22 protein-coding genes are annotated in these 23,216 nt (G+C 72.8%); 6 read left to right on the top strand and 16 right to left on the bottom strand.

All coding sequences use genetic code 11. The features are described from left to right. The coding region (locus AB0Q90_RS39750) for an AAA family ATPase (RefSeq protein WP_363165996.1) at nucleotides 1-2,056 on the top strand (2,056 nt) is incomplete at its 5' end. A gap of 72 nt (nucleotides 2,057-2,128) precedes the next feature. On the opposite strand, the gene AB0Q90_RS39745 is transcribed toward AB0Q90_RS39750, so the two are convergent. The 9 genes from AB0Q90_RS39745 to rimP all read right to left on the bottom strand — a co-directional run bounded on the left by AB0Q90_RS39745 (nucleotide 2,129) and on the right by rimP (nucleotide 13,932). Then, a complete protein-coding gene (locus AB0Q90_RS39745; RefSeq protein ID WP_363166011.1) occupies nucleotides 2,129-3,088 on the bottom strand; it encodes a bifunctional riboflavin kinase/FAD synthetase in 960 nt (319 codons plus the stop codon). 126 nt (nucleotides 3,089-3,214) lie between these two features. Continuing rightward, nucleotides 3,215-6,757 (bottom strand): trypsin-like peptidase domain-containing protein, encoded by a 3,543-nt coding sequence (locus tag AB0Q90_RS39740; protein WP_363166012.1) that lies wholly within the window; start codon nucleotides 6,755-6,757, stop codon nucleotides 3,215-3,217. Nucleotides 6,758-7,003: 246 nt separating this feature from the next. After that, nucleotides 7,004-7,909, bottom strand: a complete 906-nt coding sequence (gene truB, locus AB0Q90_RS39735) for a tRNA pseudouridine(55) synthase TruB (protein WP_363166013.1) — start codon at nucleotides 7,907-7,909, stop codon at nucleotides 7,004-7,006. Beyond that, nucleotides 7,906-8,352, bottom strand: coding sequence for a 30S ribosome-binding factor RbfA (rbfA, locus tag AB0Q90_RS39730; protein WP_186287346.1), 447 nt, complete (start codon nucleotides 8,350-8,352; stop codon nucleotides 7,906-7,908). Before rbfA ends, truB begins: the two co-directional genes overlap by 4 nt. A 32-nt stretch (nucleotides 8,353-8,384) precedes the next feature. Then, nucleotides 8,385-8,678 (bottom strand): DUF503 domain-containing protein, encoded by a 294-nt coding sequence (locus tag AB0Q90_RS39725; RefSeq protein WP_363166014.1) that lies wholly within the window; start codon nucleotides 8,676-8,678, stop codon nucleotides 8,385-8,387. Between the two features lie 133 nt (nucleotides 8,679-8,811). After that, nucleotides 8,812-11,916 (bottom strand): translation initiation factor IF-2, encoded by a 3,105-nt coding sequence (gene infB / locus AB0Q90_RS39720; RefSeq protein WP_365734365.1) that lies wholly within the window; start codon nucleotides 11,914-11,916, stop codon nucleotides 8,812-8,814. Nucleotides 11,917-12,064: 148 nt separating this feature from the next. Beyond that, entirely contained in the window at nucleotides 12,065-12,343 is a 279-nt protein-coding gene (locus AB0Q90_RS39715; RefSeq protein WP_363165205.1) for a YlxR family protein, read from the bottom strand. Nucleotides 12,344-12,433: 90 nt separating this feature from the next. Beyond that, on the bottom strand, nucleotides 12,434-13,420 hold the full coding sequence (gene nusA, locus AB0Q90_RS39710; RefSeq protein WP_363165206.1) for a transcription termination factor NusA: 987 nt from the start codon (nucleotides 13,418-13,420) through the stop codon (nucleotides 12,434-12,436). 2 nt (nucleotides 13,421-13,422) lie between these two features. Then, complete coding sequence (gene rimP / locus AB0Q90_RS39705) at nucleotides 13,423-13,932, bottom strand: ribosome maturation factor RimP (protein ID WP_363165207.1); 510 nt, start codon at nucleotides 13,930-13,932, stop codon at nucleotides 13,423-13,425. Between the two features lie 196 nt (nucleotides 13,933-14,128). Here rimP and AB0Q90_RS39700 point away from each other — a divergent pair, with 196 nt between their 5' ends. Genes AB0Q90_RS39700 through AB0Q90_RS39690 form a run of 3 tightly spaced genes read left to right on the top strand, consistent with a single transcriptional unit; the run spans nucleotide 14,129 to nucleotide 16,035 of the window. Beyond that, a complete protein-coding gene (locus AB0Q90_RS39700) occupies nucleotides 14,129-14,644 on the top strand; it encodes a hypothetical protein (RefSeq protein ID WP_363165208.1) in 516 nt (171 codons plus the stop codon). Then, nucleotides 14,641-15,105: a ferritin-like domain-containing protein gene (locus AB0Q90_RS39695; RefSeq protein ID WP_363165209.1), complete on the top strand. Its 465-nt coding sequence runs from the start codon at nucleotides 14,641-14,643 to the stop codon at nucleotides 15,103-15,105. Before AB0Q90_RS39700 ends, AB0Q90_RS39695 begins: the two co-directional genes overlap by 4 nt. A 27-nt stretch (nucleotides 15,106-15,132) precedes the next feature. Beyond that, nucleotides 15,133-16,035 carry an aminoglycoside phosphotransferase family protein gene (locus tag AB0Q90_RS39690; protein ID WP_363165210.1) on the top strand — a complete coding sequence of 301 codons (903 nt, stop codon included), beginning with the start codon at nucleotides 15,133-15,135 and terminating at the stop codon, nucleotides 16,033-16,035. A gap of 150 nt (nucleotides 16,036-16,185) precedes the next feature. On the opposite strand, the gene AB0Q90_RS39685 is transcribed toward AB0Q90_RS39690, so the two are convergent. The 4 genes from AB0Q90_RS39685 to AB0Q90_RS39670 are packed head-to-tail and all read right to left on the bottom strand — an operon-like array spanning nucleotide 16,186 to nucleotide 18,690. Beyond that, complete coding sequence (locus AB0Q90_RS39685) at nucleotides 16,186-16,761, bottom strand: hypothetical protein (protein WP_363165211.1); 576 nt, start codon at nucleotides 16,759-16,761, stop codon at nucleotides 16,186-16,188. 26 nt (nucleotides 16,762-16,787) lie between these two features. Next, nucleotides 16,788-17,318 (bottom strand): WhiB family transcriptional regulator, encoded by a 531-nt coding sequence (locus tag AB0Q90_RS39680; RefSeq protein ID WP_363165212.1) that lies wholly within the window; start codon nucleotides 17,316-17,318, stop codon nucleotides 16,788-16,790. Beyond that, the gene (locus tag AB0Q90_RS39675; protein ID WP_363165213.1) at nucleotides 17,315-18,103 is read right to left on the bottom strand and encodes a BN159_2729 family protein; all 789 of its coding nucleotides are present in this window, start codon (nucleotides 18,101-18,103) and stop codon (nucleotides 17,315-17,317) included. The genes AB0Q90_RS39680 and AB0Q90_RS39675 overlap by 4 nt, the downstream gene beginning before the upstream one ends. Beyond that, the gene (locus AB0Q90_RS39670) at nucleotides 18,100-18,690 is read right to left on the bottom strand and encodes a sigma-70 family RNA polymerase sigma factor (protein ID WP_363165214.1); all 591 of its coding nucleotides are present in this window, start codon (nucleotides 18,688-18,690) and stop codon (nucleotides 18,100-18,102) included. Before AB0Q90_RS39670 ends, AB0Q90_RS39675 begins: the two co-directional genes overlap by 4 nt. A gap of 322 nt (nucleotides 18,691-19,012) precedes the next feature. Here AB0Q90_RS39670 and AB0Q90_RS39665 point away from each other — a divergent pair, with 322 nt between their 5' ends. Beyond that, on the top strand, nucleotides 19,013-19,435 hold the full coding sequence (locus tag AB0Q90_RS39665) for a helix-turn-helix domain-containing protein (RefSeq protein ID WP_363165215.1): 423 nt from the start codon (nucleotides 19,013-19,015) through the stop codon (nucleotides 19,433-19,435). Between the two features lie 189 nt (nucleotides 19,436-19,624). Further along, nucleotides 19,625-19,870, top strand: a complete 246-nt coding sequence (locus AB0Q90_RS39660; protein WP_363165216.1) for a hypothetical protein — start codon at nucleotides 19,625-19,627, stop codon at nucleotides 19,868-19,870. 98 nt (nucleotides 19,871-19,968) lie between these two features. Here the strand turns inward: AB0Q90_RS39660 and AB0Q90_RS39655 are convergent, their stop codons facing one another. From AB0Q90_RS39655 to AB0Q90_RS39645, 3 genes are all read right to left on the bottom strand, one after another. Further along, a complete protein-coding gene (locus AB0Q90_RS39655) occupies nucleotides 19,969-21,672 on the bottom strand; it encodes a proline--tRNA ligase (protein ID WP_363165217.1) in 1,704 nt (567 codons plus the stop codon). A gap of 72 nt (nucleotides 21,673-21,744) precedes the next feature. Next, a complete protein-coding gene (locus tag AB0Q90_RS39650) occupies nucleotides 21,745-22,275 on the bottom strand; it encodes a GNAT family N-acetyltransferase (RefSeq protein ID WP_363165218.1) in 531 nt (176 codons plus the stop codon). Nucleotides 22,276-22,301: 26 nt separating this feature from the next. Next, complete coding sequence (locus AB0Q90_RS39645; protein WP_363165219.1) at nucleotides 22,302-23,150, bottom strand: GNAT family N-acetyltransferase; 849 nt, start codon at nucleotides 23,148-23,150, stop codon at nucleotides 22,302-22,304. Nucleotides 23,151-23,216: the final 66 nt, after the last annotated feature.

Below are 23,216 nucleotides of genomic sequence, written 5' to 3'. Positions count from 1 at the left end.
CCCCCAGCCCGGACAGCCGACGCCGGCACAGCACGACACGCCCGGCATCCCGCAGCAGGCCCCGGCGGCCGCGCCCCAGGGTGGCTACGGCTTCCCGCAGCCCGGACAGCCGACGCAGCCGGCCCCCGTACAGACGGATACACCCGGCATCCCGCAGCAGCCCCCGGCGGCCGCGCCGCAGGGCGGCTACGGCTTCCCCCAGCCCGGACAGCCGACGCCGAACCCCGCGCCCGTCGCGCAACAGCCCGCCGCACCGGCCCCTGCCGTGCAGCAGCCCCCGGCCCCAGCGCCCCAAGGCGGCTACGGCTTCCCCCAGCCCGGCCAGCCCCCGCAGCCGACGCCGAACCCGGCACCCGCGCAGCAGCCCCCGGCCCCGGCGCCCACTCCCCAGGGTGGCTACGGCTTCCCGCAGCCCGGGCAGCCCGCGCCCAGCAGCCCGCAGGACGGCTACGGCCTCCCTCAGCCGGGCCAGCCGACGCCGAACCCCGCCTCCGCCGCGCAGCAGCCCCCGGCCCCGGCGCCCACCCCGCAGGGCAGCTACGGCTTCCCCCAGCCCGCCCCCAACTCCCCCGCACAGCCCGCACAGCCCGGACAGCCCGCCCCCAACTCCCCTGCACAGCCCGGCGGTTACGGCTTCCCGCAGGGGCAGCCGCAGTCCCCGGCCCCCGCGGCGCAGGACGGTGCTCAAGCCCCCCACATCCCGCAGGCGCCCAACCAGCCTCAGCACCTCCAGCAGCAGCCTCCGCAGCCTCAGGCGCCCCAGCCCCCCATCGACCCCCGCGCCGGGGCCGCCTGGCCTCAGCCCATTCAGCATGATCAGCGGCAGCCGACCAACCCGGGGGCCGCGCCTCTGGGTTACACCGCTGCCGTGGAGCTGTCGTCGGATCGGCTGCTCAACAACAAGAAGCAGAAGGCGAAGAGCGGGCGGCCGGCTGCCGCGCCCTCGCGGTTCAAGATCGGCGGCAAGAAGGAGGAGGCCGAGCGGCAGCGGAAGCTGGAGCTGATCCGCACGCCCGTGCTGTCCTGCTACCGGATCGCGGTCATCAGCCTCAAGGGCGGGGTCGGCAAGACCACGACCACCACGGCCCTCGGCTCGACCCTCGCCACCGAGCGGCAGGACAAGATCCTCGCCATCGACGCCAACCCGGACGCCGGCACGCTGGGCCGCCGGGTGCGCCGCGAGACCGGGGCCACGATCCGTGACCTCGTCCAGGCGATCCCGTACCTCAACTCCTACATGGACATCCGCCGGTTCACGTCCCAGGCGCCCTCCGGTCTGGAGATCATCGCCAACGACGTCGACCCGGCCGTGTCCACGACCTTCAACGACGAGGACTACCGGCGCGCGATCGACGTGCTGGGCAGGCAGTACCCGATCATCCTCACCGACTCCGGTACGGGTCTGCTCTACAGCGCCATGCGCGGCGTACTGGACCTCGCCGACCAGCTCATCATCATCTCGACGCCGTCGGTCGACGGTGCGAGCAGCGCCAGCACGACGCTGGACTGGCTGTCCGCGCACGGGTACGCCGACCTGGTCTCCCGTTCCATCACCGTCATCTCCGGAGTGCGCGAGACCGGCAAGATGATCAAGGTGGAGGACATCGTCAGCCACTTCGAGACGCGGTGCCGGGGCGTTGTCGTCGTGCCGTTCGACGAGCATCTGTCGGCCGGCGCCGAGGTCGACCTCGACATGATGCGCCCGAAGGTGCGGGAGGCGTACTTCCACCTCGCGGCGATGGTCGCCGAGGACTTCGTACGTCACCAGCAGTCCCACGGTCTGTGGACGAGCGACGGCAACCCGCCGCCGGTAGCGGCCCCGCCGATGCCGGGCCAGCCCGTCCCGGGAGGACAGCCCTACCCGGGCCAGCCCATGCCGGGGCAGTACCACCAGGCCCCGCAGGCCCCCCAAGCCCCCCAGCCCGGTCAGCCGTACCCCCAGCCCTACCCCCAGCAGGGCCAGCAGGTCCATCCCGGCCAGCCCCCCGCCCACCCCTACCCGCCCCAGGGCTACCCGCAGGACGGCCAGACCCCGCCTCCGCCGCCCCAGCAGTAGGACGTAAGGCATGACAGAAGGGCGGCCGGTGCCCACAGGCACCGGCCGCCCTTCTACGTCCCATACATACGGCTACCGAGCCGTCGCCTCCGCCGCCTCCAGCAGCTCGCGGCAGCGCTTGACGTCCTCGGCCATCTGCTCCAGCAGCGCCTCGATGGAGTCGAACTTGGCCTGGCCGCGGACGAAGGCCAGGAAGTCGACGGCGACGTGCAGGCCGTAGAGGTCCAGGCCCACCCGGTCGATGGCGTACGCCTCCACCGTGCGCTCGGTGCCGTCGAACGTCGGGTTCGTGCCGACCGAGATCGCGGCCGGCATGATCTCGCCCTGGGCGTGCAGCCAGCCGGCGTAGACGCCGTCGGCGGGGGTCGCGGTGTGCGGGAGGGTCTCGACGTTGGCCGTCGGGAAGCCCAGCTCGCGGCCGCGCTGGGCGCCGCGGACGACCACGCCCTCCACCTGGTGCGGGCGGCCCAGGATCTCGGCGGCGCCCTCGACGTCGCCCTCGCCGACCAGGCGCCGGGTCAGGGTCGAGGAGAAGGGCAGGCCGCCGCCCGCCTCGCCGGACAGGCACAGGTCGACGACCTCGACCTCGAAGTCGTAGGTCTTGCCCTGCTCGGCGAGGTACGCGACATCGCCCGCGGCCCGGTGGCCGAAGCGGAAGTTGGGGCCCTCGACGACGGCCTTGGCGTGCAGCCGGTCGATGAGGACCTTGACGACGAAGTCCGCCGGGGAGAGGTTCGAGAACTCCGTGGTGAACGGGAGCACGAGGACGGCGTCCACGCCCAGCTCCGCGATGAGTTCGGCGCGCCGATGGTGCGGGGCCAGCAGCGGCGGATGGCTGCCGGGCCGCAGGACCTCCCTGGGGTGCGGGTCGAAGGTGACGACCACTGCGGGCAGGCCCAGTTCACGGGCGCGCTCCACGGTGTGCCGGATGATGAGCTGGTGTCCGCGGTGGACACCGTCGTAGGAACCGATGGTGACGACGCTGCGCCCCCAGTCCTGGGGGATGTCCTCCAAGCCACGCCAGCGCTGCACTGTGACCGCTCCTTGTCGAACCTGTGTCCGTCACTACCTTCTGCGCAGGTCTAAGGGTGCCATGCCGCGTGCCTCCGTCCCGCATCGGCATGGAGGCTGTGACGGGTAGCACGTACCGGTGCGGGGTCAGGCGGGGACGCGGGCACCCGCCAGGTTCTCGATCATCCGGCGGGTGCTGGGGCCCACCACGGCCGCCCACTCCTGGGGTGCGTCGGTCAGCCAGCCCGCCACCCGGGCGGCGAAGCCGGGGACATGACGGCCCAGGTCGACGAGGCCACGGTCGAAACGGGTCGCGCCGTCCGGGGTGCGGACGAGGAGCAGCCCGGTGCGGTGGACGAGGTCCCGCAGGCCTTCGCCGCCTCGCTCCGCGGCGGCGTGCAGCACGGCGTCCAGGACGGCGGGATCGTGCTCGTGGTTCAAGAGGAACTCAAGGAGTTCTCGACGCAGTGGACGGGAGTCCGGGGCTCCGGGAGCCGCGAGGACACCGGCGAGCGCGGCCCGCACGTGTTCGGGGCCGCCGTCCAGCAGTCCGGTGACGAGAGGGAAGAGTACGGCCCGTGCGGCGGGGCCCTGGTCCAGCCGCCGGTCGACGTACGCGGCGACGTCCCCGGCGGTCTCCGGGCGCCGCTCCACCGACTCCCGGACCAGCGCGGCCACGCGGCGGGCCAGGGTCGGGGTGGTGACGTCGGCGAGCGTGCGCAGGGCCCGGCCCGCGTCCGGCAGGCGCAGCCGCTCCCGGAAGGCGTCGAGGACCGGCTCGGGGTGCGTGGTCAGGGCGCCGACCAGCGCGCTCGGCGGGAACTGCGGATCGCCGGACGCGAAGTGCCGCAGCGCCTGCGGGAGATGGCGGGCCCGGGTGTGCGGATCGCGAACAAGCAGGGCGAGCGCGCCGCCGTGCAGGGTGCAGTCGGCGGGGCGCGCGAGCAGGGCCAGGGCGGCATAGCGCAGCAGTTCGCGGTCGGCGTCGGTGCGCAGGTGCGGCGCGGCGCGCAGCCCGTAGGCCACCGCCGCCACCCGCCGCGCGGGCCGCTCGTCGTGCGCCCACCGGTCCACGGCCCGGCAGATCGCCGACGGCTCCTCCTCGGCGAGCACGCCGAGCAGTTCGTCGGCCCGCCGGTGCGCACAGCCGACGAGCACCTCGGTGAGATCGTCCAGCGCCCGGTGCCGATGCGTGTGCAACAGCGCCTGAGCGGCCCGCGCCACACTCGCGTGCGGCATCGCGGGCAGCGCCCGGTCGTCGTCGAACCAGCGGGTGAGGTGCGGTTGTACGGCGGTGGCGTCGTCGGCGAGCAGGCGGGCGACGGCGTCGAGGTAACGGGGTCCGGCACCGGAGTCGTGCGGTGGCGCGTCGGCGAGGACGAGCCGGCGCAGCAGATCGAGCCGCTCGCCGTCCGGCACCGGCAGCCCGGTCCAGAAGTCCGGCCCGAACTCCCCCGGCACGGGCCGCTGTCGCTGCCGCCAGGCCACGATCCGGTCGGCGAGCAGGCGCAGCACGTCGGCGTGGGGCGTGGCGTCGGGTACGCGGGTGAGCGCCTCGGCGAGGAGCCGGGCCGCCCACCAGGAGTGCGGGTCGGCGTCGAGCGCCAGCACCAACTCCCTCAGTTTCGCCGAGAGTTGGAGCGGGCCGTGCTGGCGGGCGAGGAGGAGCAGGGCCTCGACGACGGGGCCGATGCGATGGCGGGGCACGGGGAGGGGGTGGGCGTCGATGGTGCGGCGGTGCACCAGGGCGTGCAGGGCCTCGTCCAGGTCGAGGTGCATGCCCTGGATCCAGTCGGCGAGTTCCTCGTGGGCGAAGCGGTAGCCGCCGCCGGCGGGGACGAGGAGGCCCTCGGTGAGGACGGCGGACGCCCAGCCGGTGCCGCCGCCGAGCCGTGCGGGGGCGGGCCCCCAGGGGAACACCGCCTCGAACGACTCCCGGTCCAGCTCACCCTGTCCGGGACCGAGGCTGCGCCGGGCGGCCTCGTGGACCTGGCCGGAGACCTTCGCGGCGAGGCGGCGTACGGCGGTGCCGCGCAGGCCGTTCTCGGCGGCGAGGCGTACCGCGATGCGCAGGCACATCAGGTCCAGGTGGGCGGCGAAGACGTCGTCCCTGTCGACGCGGGCCTCGGGCGCCTCGGGCAGGGCGGCGCGGACCTCGGCGAGGAGGCGCAGGGTGAGGGGGTGACGGGCGTCGCGGGCGGTGAGGGTCCGGTCGGGGATGCCGTAGCGGGCGCGGGCCTGGCGGGCCTCGTCGGGGGTGAGGTCGGTGAGGGGCACGCAGGCCGGGAGCCGGGGGATGGTGTCATCCGCGTCCGCCGGGGCGATGCCGAACAGCATCTCCTCCGGGAACTCCGTTCCCGCCCCCTCCCAGTACTCCTCCCGGCACGCCACCACCAGCCGCGCGCCCGTCTCCCCGAGCCACCGAGCCGTCCCCTCGGTCCACTCGGGCAGGCGGTGGGCCAGGACCGGGGGCATCTCCTCGGGGCCGTCGAGGAGGAGGAGCAGGGGGCGGTCGGCCGTGTGGGCGAGGCGGGCCAGGCGTTCGGGAGTGAGGTCGCCGAGGTCGGCCGGGAGGGCGGACTGCGAGGCGGCGACGATACGGGCGGCCCGGGTGAGCGCCCGGCGCGCCGCGTCGGCGACCGAGGTGTCCCGGTCCTTGAGGTCGGCGCCGCGCAGCCACAGCGTGGGCGCCGGTTCCGCACCCCGGTGGCGGCGCGCGGCGAGCGCCGCGAGTTCCGTCGTACGGCCGCTGCCCGGCGCCCCCACGAGCCCGAGGACGGCGGCGCTGTCGGTTGCGGTGAACGCGGCGAACTGCCCGGCCGTGGACGCCCGTTCCACCGGTTCGACGTCGGCCGCTCCCCCGGCGCCGGCCCGTCCGACGTATCCCGCCAGCGCCCCGGGCGGACCGTCCTGCCCCACCGAAGTGGCCGTCAGCTCCAGCACCCCGGCCAGGTTGAGGTCGGCGCCGTACGCGGGCACGGTGGCGGCGTTCTCGGCGAGCAGGGCGGCGAGCGGGCCGTCCGGGGGCGGGCGCAGCGGTACGGCGAAGCCGACGTCGCGGTGGCCGCTCTGCAGGGCCGTGCCGAGCACGCCGAGCACCGCGCCGGTCTGGGCGTCGAGCACGGGTCCCCCGGCGGCCCCGCCGCCCAGCCGCAACGCGTCCCGGCCCGCGGTGCCGATCGCCAGCTCCAGCACGTCGTCGAGGAGATGGAAGCGGTCCGTGGCCGTGTAGGTCACGGAGGTCGTGTCGAGCACCCGGGCCTCGCGCCAGCAGCCGGTCGCGATCCGGACGTACCGGCCGGTCTCGGTGCGGTCCCGCGCGGTCACCGGCAGCGGCTCCACGCCGAGACCTTCGGTGCGGACGAGGGCCAGGTCCAGGGCGGGCAGCGCGGTCACCGCCTCGGTGCCCACGACGCAGCTGCGCTCCCCGGCGGCGTGCAGGACGAGCCGGGGCAGGCCGTCGACGGCCTCATGGCTGGTGATCACCGTGCCGTGGTGGTCGGCGACGAAACCGAGGCCGCGGGGGCGGCCCGCGAGGTCGTGGATACGGATCAGCGCGTCGTCGGGGGCGTGGCGTCGGCCCGTGAGGTGATCGCGCCCCGGCTCGTCGTCGGCGCCGTTGCGGGGCGAGCGCGCGCCGGTGTCCGGCGGCCGTCGGCCGCCTCCGGTCCGCGGGCCCCGTCCCGCCATGGTCGAACCTCCCCGCCGTACAGCCGTGCCTGTATTCGACGGTAGGCGGGGGGTGATCAGCGGGACAGATCGCGCGGCGAACGCGCCCCCTTCCGCTCCCTCGGTTCACTCCGAGCGCCTGCCCGGACGGGTGAATGAACGGGGATCGCTGGATACACCCTAGGGGTGGGGGGAACCCAGGGGGGCCGTGGAGCGGCGGGCAGCGAACCACCCCGTGCGCGCCGCTCCACGGGCGGGCGAAGGAGTTCAGCCGAAGACGGCCAGGCTCTTCGCCTTGCCCTTGTGCTCCTCGACGAGCGCGAGGAAACGGCCCTCGGGGTCGAAGACGGCCACGGCGCCGGATCCCGCGTACTCGTCGGGCATGTCGAGCCGCACGCCGTTCAGGAGGAGGCGGGCCCGCTTGGCGTCCACGTCCCAGCGCGGGAACGCGGCCGCGGCGGCCTCGGCGATCGGCATCACCGTCAGCTCCTGCTGGAGCTGGTCCAGCGTCTTCGCCGTGTCCAGCTTGTACGGGCCGACGCGGGTGCGGCGCAGCGCCGTGAGGTGGCCGCCGACGCCCAGATCGGCGCCCAGATCGCGGGCGAGCGCCCGGATGTAGGTGCCGGAGGAGCAGACCACCGACACGACCAGGTCGAGTACGGGGGTGCCGTCCTCGGCGACGGCGTCACGGACGTCGTAGACCGTGAAGGAGGAGATCCTGACGGGGCGGGCGGGGATCTCGAAGTCCTCGCCGTCGCGGGCCCGCTTGTACGAGCGCACGCCGTCGATCTTGATGGCGCTGACCTTGGACGGCACCTGCATGATGTCGCCGGTCAGCTTGGCGATCCCGGCGTCGACGGCATCGCGGGTGACCTTCGAGGCATCGACCGACCCCGTGATCTCGCCCTCGGCGTCGTCGGTGACCGTGGTCTGGCCGAGCCGGATGGTGCCCAGGTACTCCTTCTCGGTCAGCGCGAGGTGTCCGAGGAGCTTGGTGGCCTTCTCGACGCCGAGGACGAGCACGCCCGTCGCCATGGGGTCGAGCGTGCCGGCGTGGCCGACGCGGCGGGTCCTGGCGATCCCGCGCATCTTGGCGACCACGTCGTGCGAGGTGAAGCCCGACGGCTTGTCGACGATGACAAGCCCGTCGGGCGTCCGGTGTTTCTGCGTCATTCGGCGGCGTCGTCCTCGTCGTCACCCGGCTTCTTGTACGGGTCGGCCTCACCGGCGTAGGTGGCGCCGGCCGAGACCTCGCGCACCTTCTCGTCGGACTGGCGGGCCTTGTCGAGGAGGTCCTCGATGGTCCGGGCGGTGTCGGGCAGCGCGTCGGCCACGAAGGTGAGCGTCGGCGTGAACTTCACGCCCGCCGCCGCACCGACCGCGCTGCGGAGCACGCCCTTGGCGCTCTCCAGCCCGGCGGCCGCGGCCTTCCGCTCCTCGTCGTCCCCGTAGACCGTGTAGAAGACGGTCGCCTCCCGCAGGTCACCCGTGACCCGGGTGTCCGTGATGGTGACGTGCGAGCCGAGCCGCGGGTCCTTGATCCCGCGCTGCAGCTTCTGGGCCACCACCTCCCGGATGAGGTCCGCCAGCCTTTTCGCCCGCGCGTTGTCGGCCACTGGTCCGTCTCCTTAAGTTCTTGCTTCTTGCATCAGTCTTCGTCGCTGTGGAGCCTGCGTCGAACCGAGAGCAGTTCCACCTCGGGCCGTCCGGCGACCAGCCGCTCGCAGCGGTCCAGTACGTCGGAGAGGTGTCCCGTGTCCCCGGAGACCATCGCGAGCCCGATCTCGGCCCGGCGATGAAGGTCCTGGCTGCCCGTCTCCGCCGCGCTCACCGCGTACTTGCGCTGGAGTTCGGCCACGATCGGACGGACGAGAGAGCGCTTCTCCTTCAGCGAGCGAACGTCACCGAGGAGCAGGTCGAAGGACAGAGTCCCCACATACATGTGTGTATCCGGATGTCCCGCCGGTTCGGGGTACGGGCGCCACGCATCGACGCCGATACGGGAACCGTACACGCAACGGCCGGGGCCGATCGACGGAATAACTTCCGCCGACCGGCCCCGGTCGCGTGTCAGGTCACGCGCGCGGCTTCTCGCGCATCTCGTACGTCGCGATGACGTCGTCGACCTTGATGTCGTTGAAGTTGCCGAGGTTGATACCGCCCTCGAACCCTTCGCGGATCTCGGTGACATCGTCCTTGAAGCGACGCAGACCCTCGATGTTGAGGTTCTCCGCGACCACCTTGCCGTCGCGGATGAGGCGCGCCTTGGTGTTCCGCTTGACCTCGCCGGAGCGGATGAGAACACCCGCGATGTTGCCCAGCTTGGACGACTTGAAGACCTCGCGGATCTCCGCCGTACCGAGCTCGACCTCTTCGTACTCCGGCTTGAGCATGCCCTTGAGGGCCGCCTCGATCTCCTCGATCGCCTGGTAGATGACCGAGTAGTAGCGGACGTCCACGCCCTCGCGCTCGGCCATCTGCGCCGCGCGGCCGGCCGCACGGACGTTGAAGCCGATCACGATGGCGTCCGAGCCCATCGCCAGGTCGATGTCGGACTCCGTGACCGCACCGACGCCGCGGTGCAGGACGCGGATGTCGACCTCTTCGCCGACGTCCAGCTGGAGCAGGGAGGACTCCAGGGCCTCGACGGAACCAGAAGCGTCACCCTTGATGATGAGGTTGAGCTGCTGGACCTCGCCGGCCTTGAGCACCTTGTCCAGGTCCTCAAGCGAGACACGGCGCGTGCGCTTGGCGAAGGCCGCGTTGCGCTCGCGGGCGGCACGCTTCTCGGCGATCTGACGGGCCGTACGGTCCTCGTCGACGACGATGAAGTTGTCGCCGGCGCCCGGGACGTTGGTCAGACCCAGCACCTGGACCGGAGTCGAGGGGCCGGCCTCGGCGACGTTGTTGCCGTTGTCGTCGAGCATGGCGCGGACGCGGCCGTAGGCGTCGCCCACCACCATCGTCTCGCCGACCCGCAGGGTGCCTCGCTGGACGAGCACGGTCGCCACGGCACCACGGCCGCGGTCGAGCCGGGACTCGATCGAGATGCCCTGCGCGTCCTGGTTCGGGTTGGCGCGCAGGTCGAGCGAGGCGTCGGCCGTGAGGATCACGGCCTCCAGCAGGGAGTCGATGTGCAGACCCTGCTTGGCGGAGATGTCGACGAACATCGTGTCGCCGCCGTACTCCTCGGCGACCAGGCCGTACTCGGTCAGCTGACCGCGGACCTTGGTCGGGTCGGCACCCTCGACGTCGATCTTGTTGACCGCGACGACGATCGGGACGTCGGCCGCCTTGGCGTGGTTGAGCGCCTCGACCGTCTGCGGCATGACGCCGTCGTTGGCCGCGACGACCAGGATCGCGATGTCGGTCGACTTCGCACCACGGGCACGCATGGCGGTGAACGCCTCGTGACCCGGGGTGTCGATGAAGGTGATCTTGCGGTCTTCGCCGTTGACCTCGGTCGCGACCTGGTAGGCACCGATGTGCTGGGTGATGCCGCCGGCCTCGCCCGCGATGACGTTCGTCTTGCGGATGGCGTCGAGGAGTCGGGTCTTACCGTGGTCGACGTGACCCATGACGGTCACGACCGGCGGACGGACGACCAGGTCTTCCTCGGTGCCCTCGTCCTCGCCGAACTCCAGGTCGAAGGACTCCAGCAGCTCGCGGTCCTCCTCCTCCGGGCTGACGATCTGAACCGTGTAGTTCATCTCGTCGGCAAGGAGCTGGAGCGTCTCGTCGGAGACGGACTGCGTGGCCGTGACCATCTCGCCGAGGTTCATCATGACCGCGACGAGCGACGCCGGGTTGGCGTTGATCTTCTCCGCGAAGTCGGTGAGGGACGCACCGCGCGACAGGCGAATGGACTCGCCGTTGCCGCGAGGCAGCATCACGCCGCCGACCGACGGGGCCTGCATGGCCTCGTACTCCTGGCGCCTCTGCCGCTTCGACTTGCGACCGCGACGCGCGGGACCGCCGGGACGACCGAAGGCGCCCTGCGTGCCACCACGGCCACCGGGACCACCGGGACGACCGCCGAAGCCGGGACGACCGCCACCACCGGCGCCGGGACCACCCGGACGACCGGCGAAGCCGCCGCCACCGCCACCGGGACCACCGGGACGGCCGGCGAAGCCGCCACCGCCGCCACCCGGACGACCGGCGAAGCCGCCGCCGCCACCCGGACGACCGCCGCCGCCACCGGGACGACCGCCGCCACCGGGACCACGGCCACCGGGGCCGCCACCGGGACGCGGGCCCGCAGCGGGACGCTGCGGCATCATGCCGGGGTTCGGACGGGGACCACCGGGGCCACCGCCGGGACGCGGGCCGCCACCCTGCGGACGGGGCATGCCGCCCGGGGTGGGACGCGCGCCGCCCGGAGCCTGCGGACGGGGACCGCCCGCCGCGCCCTGGGGACGAGGACCGCCCTGGCCCTGACCCTGCGGACGCGGAGCGCCGCCGGGAGCGCCGGGGCCACCCTGGCCGCCGGGACGCGGGGCACCGCCCGGACGGGGCGCCTGCGGGCGCGCCATGCCGGTGGAGCCACCAGAGGTGAACGGGTTGTTGCCCGGACGGGGACCGGCCGGACGGGCACCGGGACGCGGGGCCTGACCACCCGGGCGCGGAGCGCCGGGACGGTCGCCACGGTCACCGCGGCCCTGGCCGGGACCGGCCGGACGAGCGCCCGGACGCGGGGCCTGGCCGGCCGGACGCGGGGCGCCCGGACGCGGGCCGGAGCCCTGGGCGGCAGCCGGCGCGGCGGGAGCCGACGGCGGCGCCGTGAACTCGGGCGTGGTCGGAGCCGGGGACGCCGGGGCGGGCCGCGGCGCGGGCTTCGGGCCCGGGGTGGGACGGGGGCCGGGAGCGGCCGGCGCGGCGGGAGCCGCGGGCTTCTCGGCGGCGGCCGGCTTGGGGGCCGGCGGGCGCGGGGCGGCCGGACGGGCAGCCTGCACCGGAGAGGGGGCTGCCGGCTTCGCCGGGGCAGCCTTGCGGGCGGAGGCGGGCTTGCCGCCACCGCCGCCCTGCTGGAGGGCGTCCGTCAGCTTACGGACAACGGGCGCTTCGATGGTCGAAGACGCCGAACGGACGAATTCACCGAGTTCTTGGAGCTTGGCCATGACGACCTTGCTCTCCACGCCGAACTCCTTGGCGAGTTCGTATACCCGGACCTTAGCCACTTCGCTCCTTTTAGGTCCGGGTTGCGTCCGGACCGTCGCTACTTCATGGGCGTACTCATCGCGTGCTCATCGAGTGCTCATCGCAATCTCGACCTACTTCCAACTCGCGGGGTACCTGGGCCGCACGGAGGTTCCGCACGACCGCGACTTACGGTGTTGCCTGCTCGACGTAGTGGCGCAACGCCTTGGTGTCGAGCGGTCCCGGGGCACGCAGCGCCCGTGGGAACGCCCGACGGCGTACCGCCAGGTCGAGACAGACCAGGGCGGGGTGCACATACGCACCCCGGCCGGGCAGCGTACCGCGATGATCGGGGACGCACTCGTCCTCAATCGCCACGATCCGCAGCAAGTCCTTCTTGGCCGCTCGCTCCCGACACCCCACACAGGTGCGCTCAGGGCATGCGCGGGCTCGCGTCCGGCCAGACACTCTTAAGTCTACCTCCCCGTACCGACCTCACCCCTTTGGGTCAGGAATCGAACGGTTGTTGTCGTGATCTGAGCCACCTGCGGCTCAGATCTATTCCCCGGCCTGCTCCGTGTCCGGGCGGATGTCGATCCGCCAGCCGGTGAGCCGGGCCGCGAGACGGGCATTCTGCCCTTCCTTGCCGATCGCCAGCGACAGCTGGTAGTCCGGCACGGTCACGCGCGCGGAGCGGGCCGCCATGTCCACGACCTCCACCTTGGAGACGCGGGCCGGGGACAGCGCGTTCGCCACCATCTCGGCCGGGTCGTCCGACCAGTCGACGATGTCGATCTTCTCGCCGTTGAGCTCGCCCATGACATTGCGCACACGGCCGCCCATGGGGCCGATGCAGGCGCCCTTGGCGTTCAGGCCGGAGCGGGTGGACCGTACGGCGATCTTCGTGCGGTGGCCGGCCTCGCGGGCGATGGCGGCGATCTCGACGGAACCGTCGGCGATCTCCGGCACCTCCAGGGCGAAGAGCTTCTTCACCAGATTGGGGTGCGTGCGGGAGAGCGTGACGGACGGGCCGCGTACGCCCTTGGCCACCCGTACGACGTAGCTGCGCAGGCGCATGCCGTGCGGGTAGGTCTCGCCCGGGACCTGCTCCTGCACCGGCAGGATGGCCTCCAGCTTGCCGATGTCCACGAGCACGTTCTTCGGGTCGCGGCCCTGCTGGACCACGCCGGTGACGATGTCGCCCTCGCGACCGGCGTACTCGCCGAGCGTCGCGTCGTCCTCGGCGTCGCGCAGCCGCTGCAGGATGACCTGCTTGGCGGTGGTGGCGGCGATACGGCCGAAGCCGGACGGGGTGTCGTCGAACTCGCGGGGCTCCTGGCCCTCGTCGAGGTCCTCGGGGTCCTCCTTCGCCCACACGGTCACATGCCCGGTCTCCCGGTTGAGCTCCACGCGCGCGTGACGGCGGCTTCCCTCGGTGCGGTGGTAGGCGATGAGGAGGGCCGATTCGATCGCCTCGACCAGCAGGTTGAAGGAGATCTCCTTCTCCCGAACCAAGCCCCTCAGGGCACTCATGTCGATGTCCACGGCTACGCCTCCTCCTCTTCCTTCATGTCCTTCTTGTCCTTGCGGTTGAACTCGACCTGGACGCGCGCCTTGGCGATGTCGGCGAAGGCGAGCCTGCGGCTGGTGGCCTTGCGGCCCTTCACGCCGGGGACTTCCAGATCGACGCCGTCCTCGTCCACGGCCAGGATCCTGGCGACGAGGTCCCCGCCCTCGGTGAGCTGGAACTTCACCAGGCGGTCGACGGCGCGTACGTAGTGCCGGTGCTCCTTGAGTTCACGCTCCGCACCGGGGGTTCCCACTTCGAGGGTGTACTCGCCCTCGCCCATCGCGTCCGTCTCGTCGAGCTTCGCCGAGAGCGCGCGGCTCACATCGGCGATCTGGTCCAGGTCCGCACCCATGTCGGAGTCGACGACGACGCTCAGCACCCGCTTGCGTCCGACGGAGTCCACGGCGATCTCTTCGAGATCCAGGCCCTGGGAGGCGACGAGCGGTTCCAGGAGCTCTCGCAGCCTCTCGCTCTGGGTGGTGCTCATCCGGGTGACTCCTCGGCCGCGTGTGCTGTTGTGGGATGGGTCGCGTGTCTGGTCAAAGGGTATCCGGTCCCACGGGGTGTTGCCGTCCATCGGGTAGCGGGCGGGTGCCGGTGAGTGGTCGGGAACGCGTCCACGGGTACCGTGATCACGGGCTTGCCGCCCCTCCCCTTCGTACGAGCATCCGAGGACGTCTGTCGTGCCGTTTCCCCTACCGTCGCGCGTGCCCTCGGGGCCGCGGAGAAGGAGCCTGCTCGTCTCGGTCGCCGGTGGTGCCCTGCTCGTGGGCTGTTCCGGCGGGTCCGACGACTCCGGGGGCACGGGCGGCAGCCCGTCGGCCGCCGACCGGGCACGCGCGCGTGCGGCGCGTGACAGCGCGGACCTGGTGGAGCGGTACGACGCCGTGATCGCCGCGCATCCGGCGCTCGCGGAGCGGCTGGGGCCGCTGCGGGCGGAAACGGTCCGGCACTCGGAGGCGTTCGGGTGGAAGGCAGCGAAGGCGGTCTCGCCGTCCGCGTCGGCGTCGGCGTCCCCCGCGGCCGTGCCCACCGACGAGAAGGACGCCCTCGCCTCGCTCGCCGCCGCCGAGCGCGCCCTCGCGGACCGGCGCACCGCGGCACTGCTCGACCTGCCCGGCGAGCCGGCCCGGCTGCTGGCCTCCGTGGCGGCGGCCGGAGCGGCCCATGTGTTCCTGCTGACGGAGGGTGGCCGATGAGCAAGGCCGAGGACGGGGAGCTGACCGCGCTCCAGGCGGCGCTGGCCGCCGAGCATGCGGCGGTGTACGGCTACGGCGTCGTCGGCGGCCGGATCCGCGAAGGGCGGCGCGGCGAGGCCCGGGGGGCGTACGACGCCCATCGGGCACGACGGGACGCCCTGGTGCGGGAGGTGCGGGACCTGGGCGGGCAGCCGGTGGCCGCGGAGGCCGGGTACGCGCTTCCGTTCGCCGTGCCGGACTCCCCCGCCGCGGTGCTGCTGGCCGCCGAGCTGGAGGACCGGGTGGCCGGGGTCTACTCCGACCTGGTGCGCGCGGCCACGGGCGAGCGGCGGCGTACGGCCGCCGAGGCGCTGCGGGAGGCGGCGGTGCGGGCGGTGCGCTGGCGCGGGGAGAGCGTAGCCTTCCCAGGGCTCGCCGAACGGGCGGGCACCGGCTCGGTGTCGGCGACGCCCACCACGTGACGCGTAGGGGAAAGGAAACACTCGCGTATGGCTTTCGAACCGCCGCAGCGTCTGGTCAGGGCGCTCGGTGAGACGGCACCGGACGCCGGCGGCTGGCTGGAGAAGCTGCCCGAGACGGTGGGGCAGGCCGTCGCGCTACGCGAGTTGACCGTGGAGCGGGTGCAGATGCCGGGCGGGCGCAGCAGCCTGGTCGTGCTGGTGCGCCGGGCGAACGGGACGCCGGCCGTGCTGAAGGTGGCCCCGCCGCGGGCCCGCCCCGAGAGCGAGCGGGCGGCGCTGGCGCACTGGGCCGGACTGGGTGCCGTACATCTGCTCGAAGCCGGGCCGGTGACCGAGGGGGCGCTGTTGTTGGAGCGGCTGCATCCGGATGTGTCGGTGCGGTCGCTGCCCGAGGCGAAGGCGTTGCTGGAGGCCGCGGGGACACTGCGGCGGCTCTGGGTGGAGCCGCCAGCCGGTCATCCCTTCGAGACGGTGGCCGAGCGGACGGGTCGGCAGGCCGAGGCGATGCGGGCGACCGTCGAGGGTCACGCGGAGGCGGGCCCGCTGGTGGCCGCCGCCCTTTCGGCACGCGACGAGCTGCTGGCCGAGCCGCCCGAACACCGGCTGCTGCACGGGACGTTCCGGCAGAGCAAGGTGCTCGCCGGGGAGCGGATGCCGTGGCTGGCCGTGGGGCCCGATCCGGTGGTCGGGGAGTGCGCGTTCGACCTGGCGCGGCTGGTGCGGGACCGGGTGGAGGATCTGATCGCCCAGCCGTCGGGCGCCGCGACGACGCGGCGTCGCGTGAAGCGGCTCGCCGAGTCGCTGGACGTGGACCAGGAGCGGCTGCGGGGCTGGACGCTGTTCCGGGCGGTGGAGTCCGGGGCGAGGGCGCTTCGCGTGGGGCGGTCGAAGGACGCGGAGTTGCTGCTTGAGTTCGCGAGCTGGCTCTGACCGCGTCACGCCGAGGCGGCCTCGTCACATGACGGCTCCGCGTCCCCCTGCCGGGGTGTGCGCAGGGGGACGCGGCGGGTCCGGCCGACGTGCCTCCCGAGCCTGTCTGCCGGAGTCTCGCGGGGTCATCGCCTCGGCCGTCGGGTGCCCTCAGTGGTCGCCGGACCGCAGGGGACGGCCGCGTGGTGGCGTCTCGGGCGGCGCGGGGGGCAGGACACCTTCCAAGGCCAGCAGCCGAATGTGTCTGCGCAGGTGCGTGGCCTGGTCCACCGGCGTGGGAGCGTCCCCGCGTGAGGGCGGGGCGACGGGATCCCTGTACGGCACGTGGGCGAACAGCGGCAGGTCGGCGGAGGCCAGCGGCCAGCACAGCCGCCGTCCCCCCGCCTGAACGCAGAGCACGTGACCGCCGTCCGCGTCGGGAGTGACGGCGGCACTCGCCGGGTGCAGGGCCGCCAGCCAGGCGAGGAGGGAGGCCCGTTCGCGCAGGGCGCGGGTCAGCTCCCGCTCGTAGGAGTCGGCATGCCGCTGCCAGCGATCACGCTCCCGCCGGCAGTCGGCCAGGTCCAGCGCGAGGCGACCGGGTGGGGTGGCGGGCCGTTCGACGGTCCGGCTGCTCGGCCACAGGGCCTTGCGGAGGACGGCGGCTGCCCGGGCGAGGGGCCCTGGGGCCCCGGGGGCGTCGGTTCCTGGCTCGTCGGGCGGGAGTGCCGACGGGGGTGAGGGCATGAAGGGCTCCGGTGATGGTGAGGCAGTCAGTTCGGTTCGCCGCCTGGCCCGGCCGGTCGCCGGGCGGGCACACGGGCGGCCTCCTCGCGGTCGCGCGTGGAACCGGTACGGCGGTAGCGCCCGGCGTCACGGGCGTTGGCGGAGCGGCATGCCTCGCAGACGGGCTCGCCCCGGCGCAGATGCCGCTGGTAGGCCGCCCTGGTTCCGCAGGGGGCGGGCTGCTTCCGTGCCGGTCCGGCCGGGGCGCGGGCCGGCCGTTCCACGGGCGGACGCTCCGTCCTGCGTTCCAGGGCGTGGCGCTGAGCGCCGGTCAGCCCGGCGACGACGCCCTGGCGTCGGCACTTCGGCAGGCCCTTCTCCCGTTGCAGCACGGCGTCCCGGCAGGCGTCGAGCACCGGACAGGCCGCACAGATCGCCACGGCTGTGGTCAGGGCCTGGCTGGAGAACCAGAGGTCCGCGTCCCACTGAGCGCAGGCGGCGTTCGCCTCCCAGGCCCGTGAGCCCTCGTCCGCCCCTCGGTCGGCGCGGGTCCGCGCGCCCGGTCCGCCGAGGCTCATCCGACCGGCCCGGGCGGGCGGGACGCCGGGGCGGGCAGCGGTGCTGGCGCCGGGGGTGGCCCTTCTCCGTCGGCGGTCGCCGTCCGCACCGGTGACAGCGGCCCCACATGGGCGGCCACATTGGCGAGGGAGCATCGCTCGGGCCGGCCGGCCAGGGAGAGCAGGGGCATGCCGTCGTGCGTGCGGCAGCCCTGGAAGTACCAGACGTCCCCGTGCGCGTCGCGCTGCGGCAGCGTCAGGTCGTAGGTGGCGTCGCCGAGCCGGAAGGGTCGCACCGCCGCTACGGCCGCGGCGCCTCGGGGGGCCGCCGTGGCGCCGTGGGCCACCACGGTCACCCGGACTCCCCCGCACTGTCCCTCACCGGTCACCGCGTGGGGTCGGGCACCTTCGCCGATGCGCGTGATGCCGAGGTACGCGCGCCAGCGCGCCCACTGGGCGGGGCCGTCGACGCGCAGCACGACCCGTACCCGGTCGCCGTCGACGCGGACGTCGGACGGGCCCTGGCGCCCGTGCAGCAGCTGCTCGACGGCGCGGGCGAGGGTCCTTGCCCGCGCGCAGGAGGCGTCCCAGGCCAGTGCCTGCCGCTCCAGATCGGTGGCCGCGCGCGGGGCCCGCGTCCAGCCGCCGTCGGGCGTCCGGTGCAGCACCAGCCCGAAGGAGCGCTCGGGGTCGACGAGGAGTCCGGCCGAGTCGAGCGCCTGCGCGACGGCACTGGCCTGTTCCGGACGGACCGACGCGAGTACCGCGCGGATCACGCCGGTGGCGTGCGGAAGGTTGCTGTTCACACGGACACCGCCCCTGCCGCCCAGCGCAGGTTCGACAGGGCGCGGTGGGTCAGGGCCTTGACGGCCCCGACGCTGCGGCCCATCGCCAGGGCGGTCTCCTGCGGCGTCAGTTCGTCCAGGAAGCGCAGTTCCACGCAGTGCCGCTGCGACGCGTTGAGGGTGTGCAGGACGGCGCGGACCACCTCATGCGCCTCGACGGCTTCCAGTTCCCGCAGGGCCGGTGTCTCCGCGGTCCGGCCGGGCCGCTGTAAGTCGTCGGGTTCGGCGACCGAGGTCTCCCATCGGGTCCGGCCCCGGCCGAGCTCGTCGAGGTAGAGGTTCTTGGCGATCGTGATCAGCCAGGCGGCGAAGGCGTTGCCCCGCCAGGCAAAGGTGTCGATGCGCCGCAGGGCGCGCATGAACACCTCCTGGGTCAAATCCTCCGCGAGATGTCCGTTGCGCGTGCGGACGAGGAGATAGCCGTACACGAGTCGGTAATGCTCGTGGTACAGGCCCGCGAACGCCTCCCGGTCGCCGGTGCGGGCCCGGGCGACGAGTTCGGGTTCCGGGCCGTCCGGAACGGTGATGACGTGGTTCGTCAAGGCCACGATCGGTTCTCCCGTCGACGTCGTTCAGCTGCATGCGGGCGACGACACCTCGCCCAATCTTCAATATTCATGTAGATGTAGATTCTCTGGGTGAACGACACCGTCGCACGCCAGGGGCCGCGATCCACATCCGGAGCTATCTACAGTCTTCACGTAGATGCATATAGTGTCAAGGTGCGCACAGGACGTGACCGGAAGTCGACCTCCCATGGGGGCGCACGGTTGCGTCGCACCCGCCGTAACGCCCCCGCACACCCCCGCCGCGCGGCCTCGATCTGCGATCTACTTGCGCTTGTAGATATTGATGGCCGATCCTCGATGCGTGACGAACCAGCAGAGCCGCCCAGGAGACCCGGACCCCGGCAACGATCCCTCGCACCGGGACGAGGACCTGGCGGCACTGCTCGAACGCCTGCTCGCCCGGGCCCCAGGCCGGACCCAGAAGGACCTGGCGGCGGAAGCCGGCATCTCCTATCCCACGCTGAACGCCTGGATGAACCGCACGCGCGGCACCTCGCGCATCGATCCCGAGAAGCTGCGCGCCATGGTCGAGGTGTTCCGCCGCTGGGGCGTACGGACCACACCGAAGGAGTTCTTCGAGGCGGTCGGTCGTCCCGTGCCCGGCCCCAGCGGGGACGAGCGCGAGGCCAGGCTGCTGAAGCTGTACCGGCAATTGCCGGAGTCACGTCAACGGGCGCTGCTCAAGGACGCCGAGGCAATGCTTCAGGTCAGCCGCATCATGTGAGGTCAGCGGCGCAGGCCCGCTCCCGGGGCCGGGACGCCGACGTCCGCCGCGAAGCGACCGGGGCTACCGGTACGACCGGGGAATATGACGAAACACCTCACCCGTCCCACAGCCATCGGTACCATCAATCAGCCGCTGACCTCCCGGAGCGGATCACTCATGCCGTAGTGCGTCCCTGGGGAGACAGTTGTGTGCATCCACATTGCCCTGACAGACGATCTCACGGAGATCGCCGTCTGGGACCCGGACGAGGTCACTATCCGCATCGCCAGAGGTGTCCCGGCACGGGACGTGCTCCGGGAAGTGCGGGACATCCTGATGATCGACCTCGGGGTGGCCGTCTCCCGCGGCGGGCCGTTGCGCTGCTTCTGCGGTATGCGCGTGGAGCTGCCGCACGAACTGCTGCCCTGTTTCCACGCCGCAGAGGCAGGCTGAACCCGCGCCGACGGCAGCGGCATCACGCGACAAGGCCGTTCTTCTCGAAGTGACTCGGCGTCACTTCGAGAAGAACGGCCTCGATGACGGATCCGCGGCTACGCGGTCAGCCGGGCGATGGCCTCCTCGACCGTCAGCTCCTCGCGCTCACCCGTCCGGCGGTCCTTCAGCTCCAGCACGCCCTCGGCGGCGCGGCGGCCGGCCACCAGGATCTGCGGTACGCCGATCAGCTCGGAGTCGGTGAACTTGACGCCCGGGGACACACCGGCGCGGTCGTCGCACAGGACGCGCAGACCGGCGGCGGCCAGCTTCTCGGAGACGTCGAGCGCGAGCTCGGTCTGCAGGGCCTTGCCGGCGGCGACGACGTGGACGTCGGCCGGGGCGACCTCCTTGGGCCAGCACAGGCCCTTGTCGTCGGCGGTCTGCTCGGCGAGGGCCGCGACGGCGCGGGAGACGCCGATGCCGTAGGAGCCCATCGTGACGCGGACCGGCTTGCCCTGCTGGCCGAGGACGTCGAGCTTGAGGGCGTCGGCGTACTTGCGGCCCAGCTGGAAGATGTGGCCGATCTCGATGGCGCGGTCCAGCTTCAGGCCCGTGCCGCACTTCGGGCAGGGGTCGCCCTCCTGGACGACGACGACGTCGACGTACTGGGAGACCTCGAAGTCACGGCCCGCGACGACGTTCTTCGCGTGCATGCCCTCCTTGTTGGCGCCGGTGATCCAGGCGGTGCCGGGAGCCACGCGCGGGTCGGCGAGGTACGTGACCTTCTCGCCCAGGCCCTGCGGGCCGACGTAGCCGCGGACCAGGTCCGGGCGCTCGGCGAAGTCCGCCTCGGTGACCATCTCGACGACCGCCGGGGCGAAGTGCGCCTCGACCTTGTCCATGTCGACCTCGCGGTCGCCGGGGACGCCCACGGCGACGATCTCGCCGTCGACCTTGACGAGGAGGTTCTTCAGCGTGGCGGAGGCCGGGACGCCGAGGGAGGCGGCGAGGGTCTCGATGGTCGGGGTGTCCGGGGTCGGGATCTCTTCGAGCGCGGGGACGCCTTCGGCGTCCACCGCCTTCAGCTCGTAGGTGATCGCCTCGGTGTTCGCCGCGAAGTCGCAGTTCGGGCAGTCGGCGAAGGTGTCCTCGCCGGCGCCGGCCGGGGCGAGGAACTCCTCCGACTTGGAGCCGCCCATCGCGCCCGCGGTCGCGGCGCAGATGCGGTAGTCGAGGCCGAGGCGCTCGAAGACCCGCTGGTAGGCCTGGCGGTGCAGGGCGTAGGACTGGGCCAGGCCCTCGTCCTCCAGGTCGAAGGAGTAGGAGTCCTTCATCAGGAACTCACGGCCGCGCAGGATGCCCGCGCGGGGGCGGGCCTCGTCACGGAACTTGGTCTGGATCTGGTAGAGGATGACCGGCAGGTCCTTGTAGGAGGACGCCTGGTCCTTCACGATCAGCGTGAAGATCTCCTCGTGGGTGGGGCCGAGGAGATAGTCACCGCCCTTGCGGTCCTTGAGCCGGAACAGCTCCGGGCCGTACTCGTCCCAGCGGGCGGTCGCCTCGTACGGCTCCCTCGGCAGCAGGGCGGGGAGCAGCACCTCCTGGGCGCCGATCGCGTCCATCTCCTCGCGGACGATCCGCTCCACGTTGGCGAGGACCTTCTTGCCGAGCGGCAGCCAGGTCCAGATGCCGGCCGCGGTACGGCGGACATAGCCGGCGCGGACGAGGAGCTTGTGGCTGAGGACCTCGGCGTCCGCCGGGTCGTCGCGCAGCGTCTTCGCCATCAACTGGGACATGCGCTGGACCGGTGCGTTCGCCATGGTTCTCGTACTCCTGCTGCGTAAGGGTGATGGCAGGAGGTTAGCCGGGGGGTACGGGGCGGTGGAAATCGGTTAACCGCGGCGGAGGGGCAGCGGGGCGCCCATCACGGCGTACGGCTTCGGTGCGCTGGGGAACAGGACTCGGCGGGCGAGGTCCTGGTAGCCGAGGGAGTGGTAGAGGCCGCGGGCCGGGCTGTCGGTGTCGATCGCGGAGAGGATCGAGCGGGGCTGGCCGGCGCCGTCGGTGATCGTGGTGATCAGGGAGCGGCCGACCCCGCGGTTCTGGTAGGCGGGGTGGACGTGCAGTTCCGTGATGACGAAGGAGTCGTCGAGCCAGAAGTCGTTGCCCTGGGCGCGGAGGTAGGGCTCGACGACGGTGGACCACCAGTGGGCACGGTCGTTGGGCATGCCGTAGACGAATCCCACGAGCCGGTCCGCGACGGTGGCGCCGAAAGCTCTCGCGCCGGGAAGGGTCATGTGGCGCAGGACGATCTGGCGGCGTACGGCGACCTCGTCGGAGCCGAGTCCGAAGGCGACGGCCTGGACGGCTAGGGCCTCGTCTACGTGGGCGGACAGGTCGAGGGGGCCGATGACGAGGTCCATGCCGGGAGAGTACAACCCCCTGCGGCTCAGAAGAGCACACTCATGAAGGCACCGACCTCTTCGAAGCCCACTCTGCGGTACGTCCTTCTCGCCGCGGTGTTGAAATCGTTGACGTACAGGCTGACCACGGGGGCCACGTCCGCGAGGGCGTAGCGCAGGACCGCCGCCATACCGGGGGCGGCGACGCCCTGGCCGCGGTACTCCGGTGCCACCCACACGCCCTGGATCTGGCAGGCCCGGTCCGTCGCGGCGCCGATCTCCGCCTTGAAGACGACCTTGCCGTCGCTGTCGAGGCGGGCGAACGAGCGGCCGGAGCCGACGAGTTCGGCGACCCTCGCCTGGTACAGCAGGCCGCCGTCGCCGGCCATCGGGGAGACGCCGACCTCCTCGGTGAACATCGCCACGCACGCCGGCATGATCGTGTCCATCTCGTCCTTGCGGATGCGGCGGACGTAAGGGTCGGGGGTGACGTCCGCGGGAAGGTGGTCGGTGACCATGAGGGGCTGGTGGGCGCGGACGTCGCGGGCGGGTCCCCAGCTCGGTTCGAGCAGGCGCCACAGCTGGGCGGTGGACTCGGCGGGGCCGACGATGGAGGAACAGCGGCGGCCGGCCCGCCGGGCACGGTCGGCGAAGGCGCGGACGGCTCGGGGGGTGGCGCAGATCGGGACGAGGTTGGCGCCGGCGTAGCAGAGGGAGGTCAGCAGGCCGCCCTCGTACCAGCCCCACATCTCGCCGCCGAGCCGCCACGGGTCCAGGCCGGCGACCTGGACCCGGGAGGTCACGAAGGCGTTCGCGACCGGCTCGCGGTCGAGGACGGCGAGCGCGGCGTCCAGGTCGCTCGGTTCGAGGACCCGGGTTGTGGTCTGCGTCAACACGGGCGGGGCCTCACACGCTCAGGGGGCTGATCTCCGCACTGTACCTGCGGAAGCTGAGCCGCGGCG

Source organism: Streptomyces sp. NPDC079141 (genome assembly GCF_040686775.1).
Taxonomy (GTDB): domain Bacteria; phylum Actinomycetota; class Actinomycetes; order Streptomycetales; family Streptomycetaceae; genus Streptomyces.
The sequence above is the reverse complement of the archived record's forward strand: the minus strand, read 5'-3'. Positions and strand labels throughout refer to the sequence as shown.

Bases quoted from the DNA above. Each gene is read 5' to 3' on its own strand.
- AB0Q90_RS39655 (WP_363165217.1), bottom strand. From the start codon at position 21,672: ATGGCGAACGCACCGGTCCAGCGCATGTCCCAGTTGATGGCGAAGACG.
- rimP (WP_363165207.1), bottom strand. From the start codon at position 13,932: ATGAGCACCACCCAGAGCGAGAGGCTGCGAGAGCTCCTGGAACCGCTC.
- AB0Q90_RS39690 (WP_363165210.1), top strand. From the start codon at position 15,133: ATGGCTTTCGAACCGCCGCAGCGTCTGGTCAGGGCGCTCGGTGAGACG.
- AB0Q90_RS39680 (WP_363165212.1), bottom strand. From the start codon at position 17,318: ATGAGCCTCGGCGGACCGGGCGCGCGGACCCGCGCCGACCGAGGGGCG.
- AB0Q90_RS39695 (WP_363165209.1), top strand. From the start codon at position 14,641: ATGAGCAAGGCCGAGGACGGGGAGCTGACCGCGCTCCAGGCGGCGCTG.
- truB (WP_363166013.1), bottom strand. From the start codon at position 7,909: ATGACGCAGAAACACCGGACGCCCGACGGGCTTGTCATCGTCGACAAG.
- AB0Q90_RS39685 (WP_363165211.1), bottom strand. From the start codon at position 16,761: ATGCCCTCACCCCCGTCGGCACTCCCGCCCGACGAGCCAGGAACCGAC.
- AB0Q90_RS39725 (WP_363166014.1), bottom strand. From the start codon at position 8,678: ATGTATGTGGGGACTCTGTCCTTCGACCTGCTCCTCGGTGACGTTCGC.
- AB0Q90_RS39650 (WP_363165218.1), bottom strand. From the start codon at position 22,275: ATGGACCTCGTCATCGGCCCCCTCGACCTGTCCGCCCACGTAGACGAG.
- AB0Q90_RS39740 (WP_363166012.1), bottom strand. From the start codon at position 6,757: ATGGCGGGACGGGGCCCGCGGACCGGAGGCGGCCGACGGCCGCCGGAC.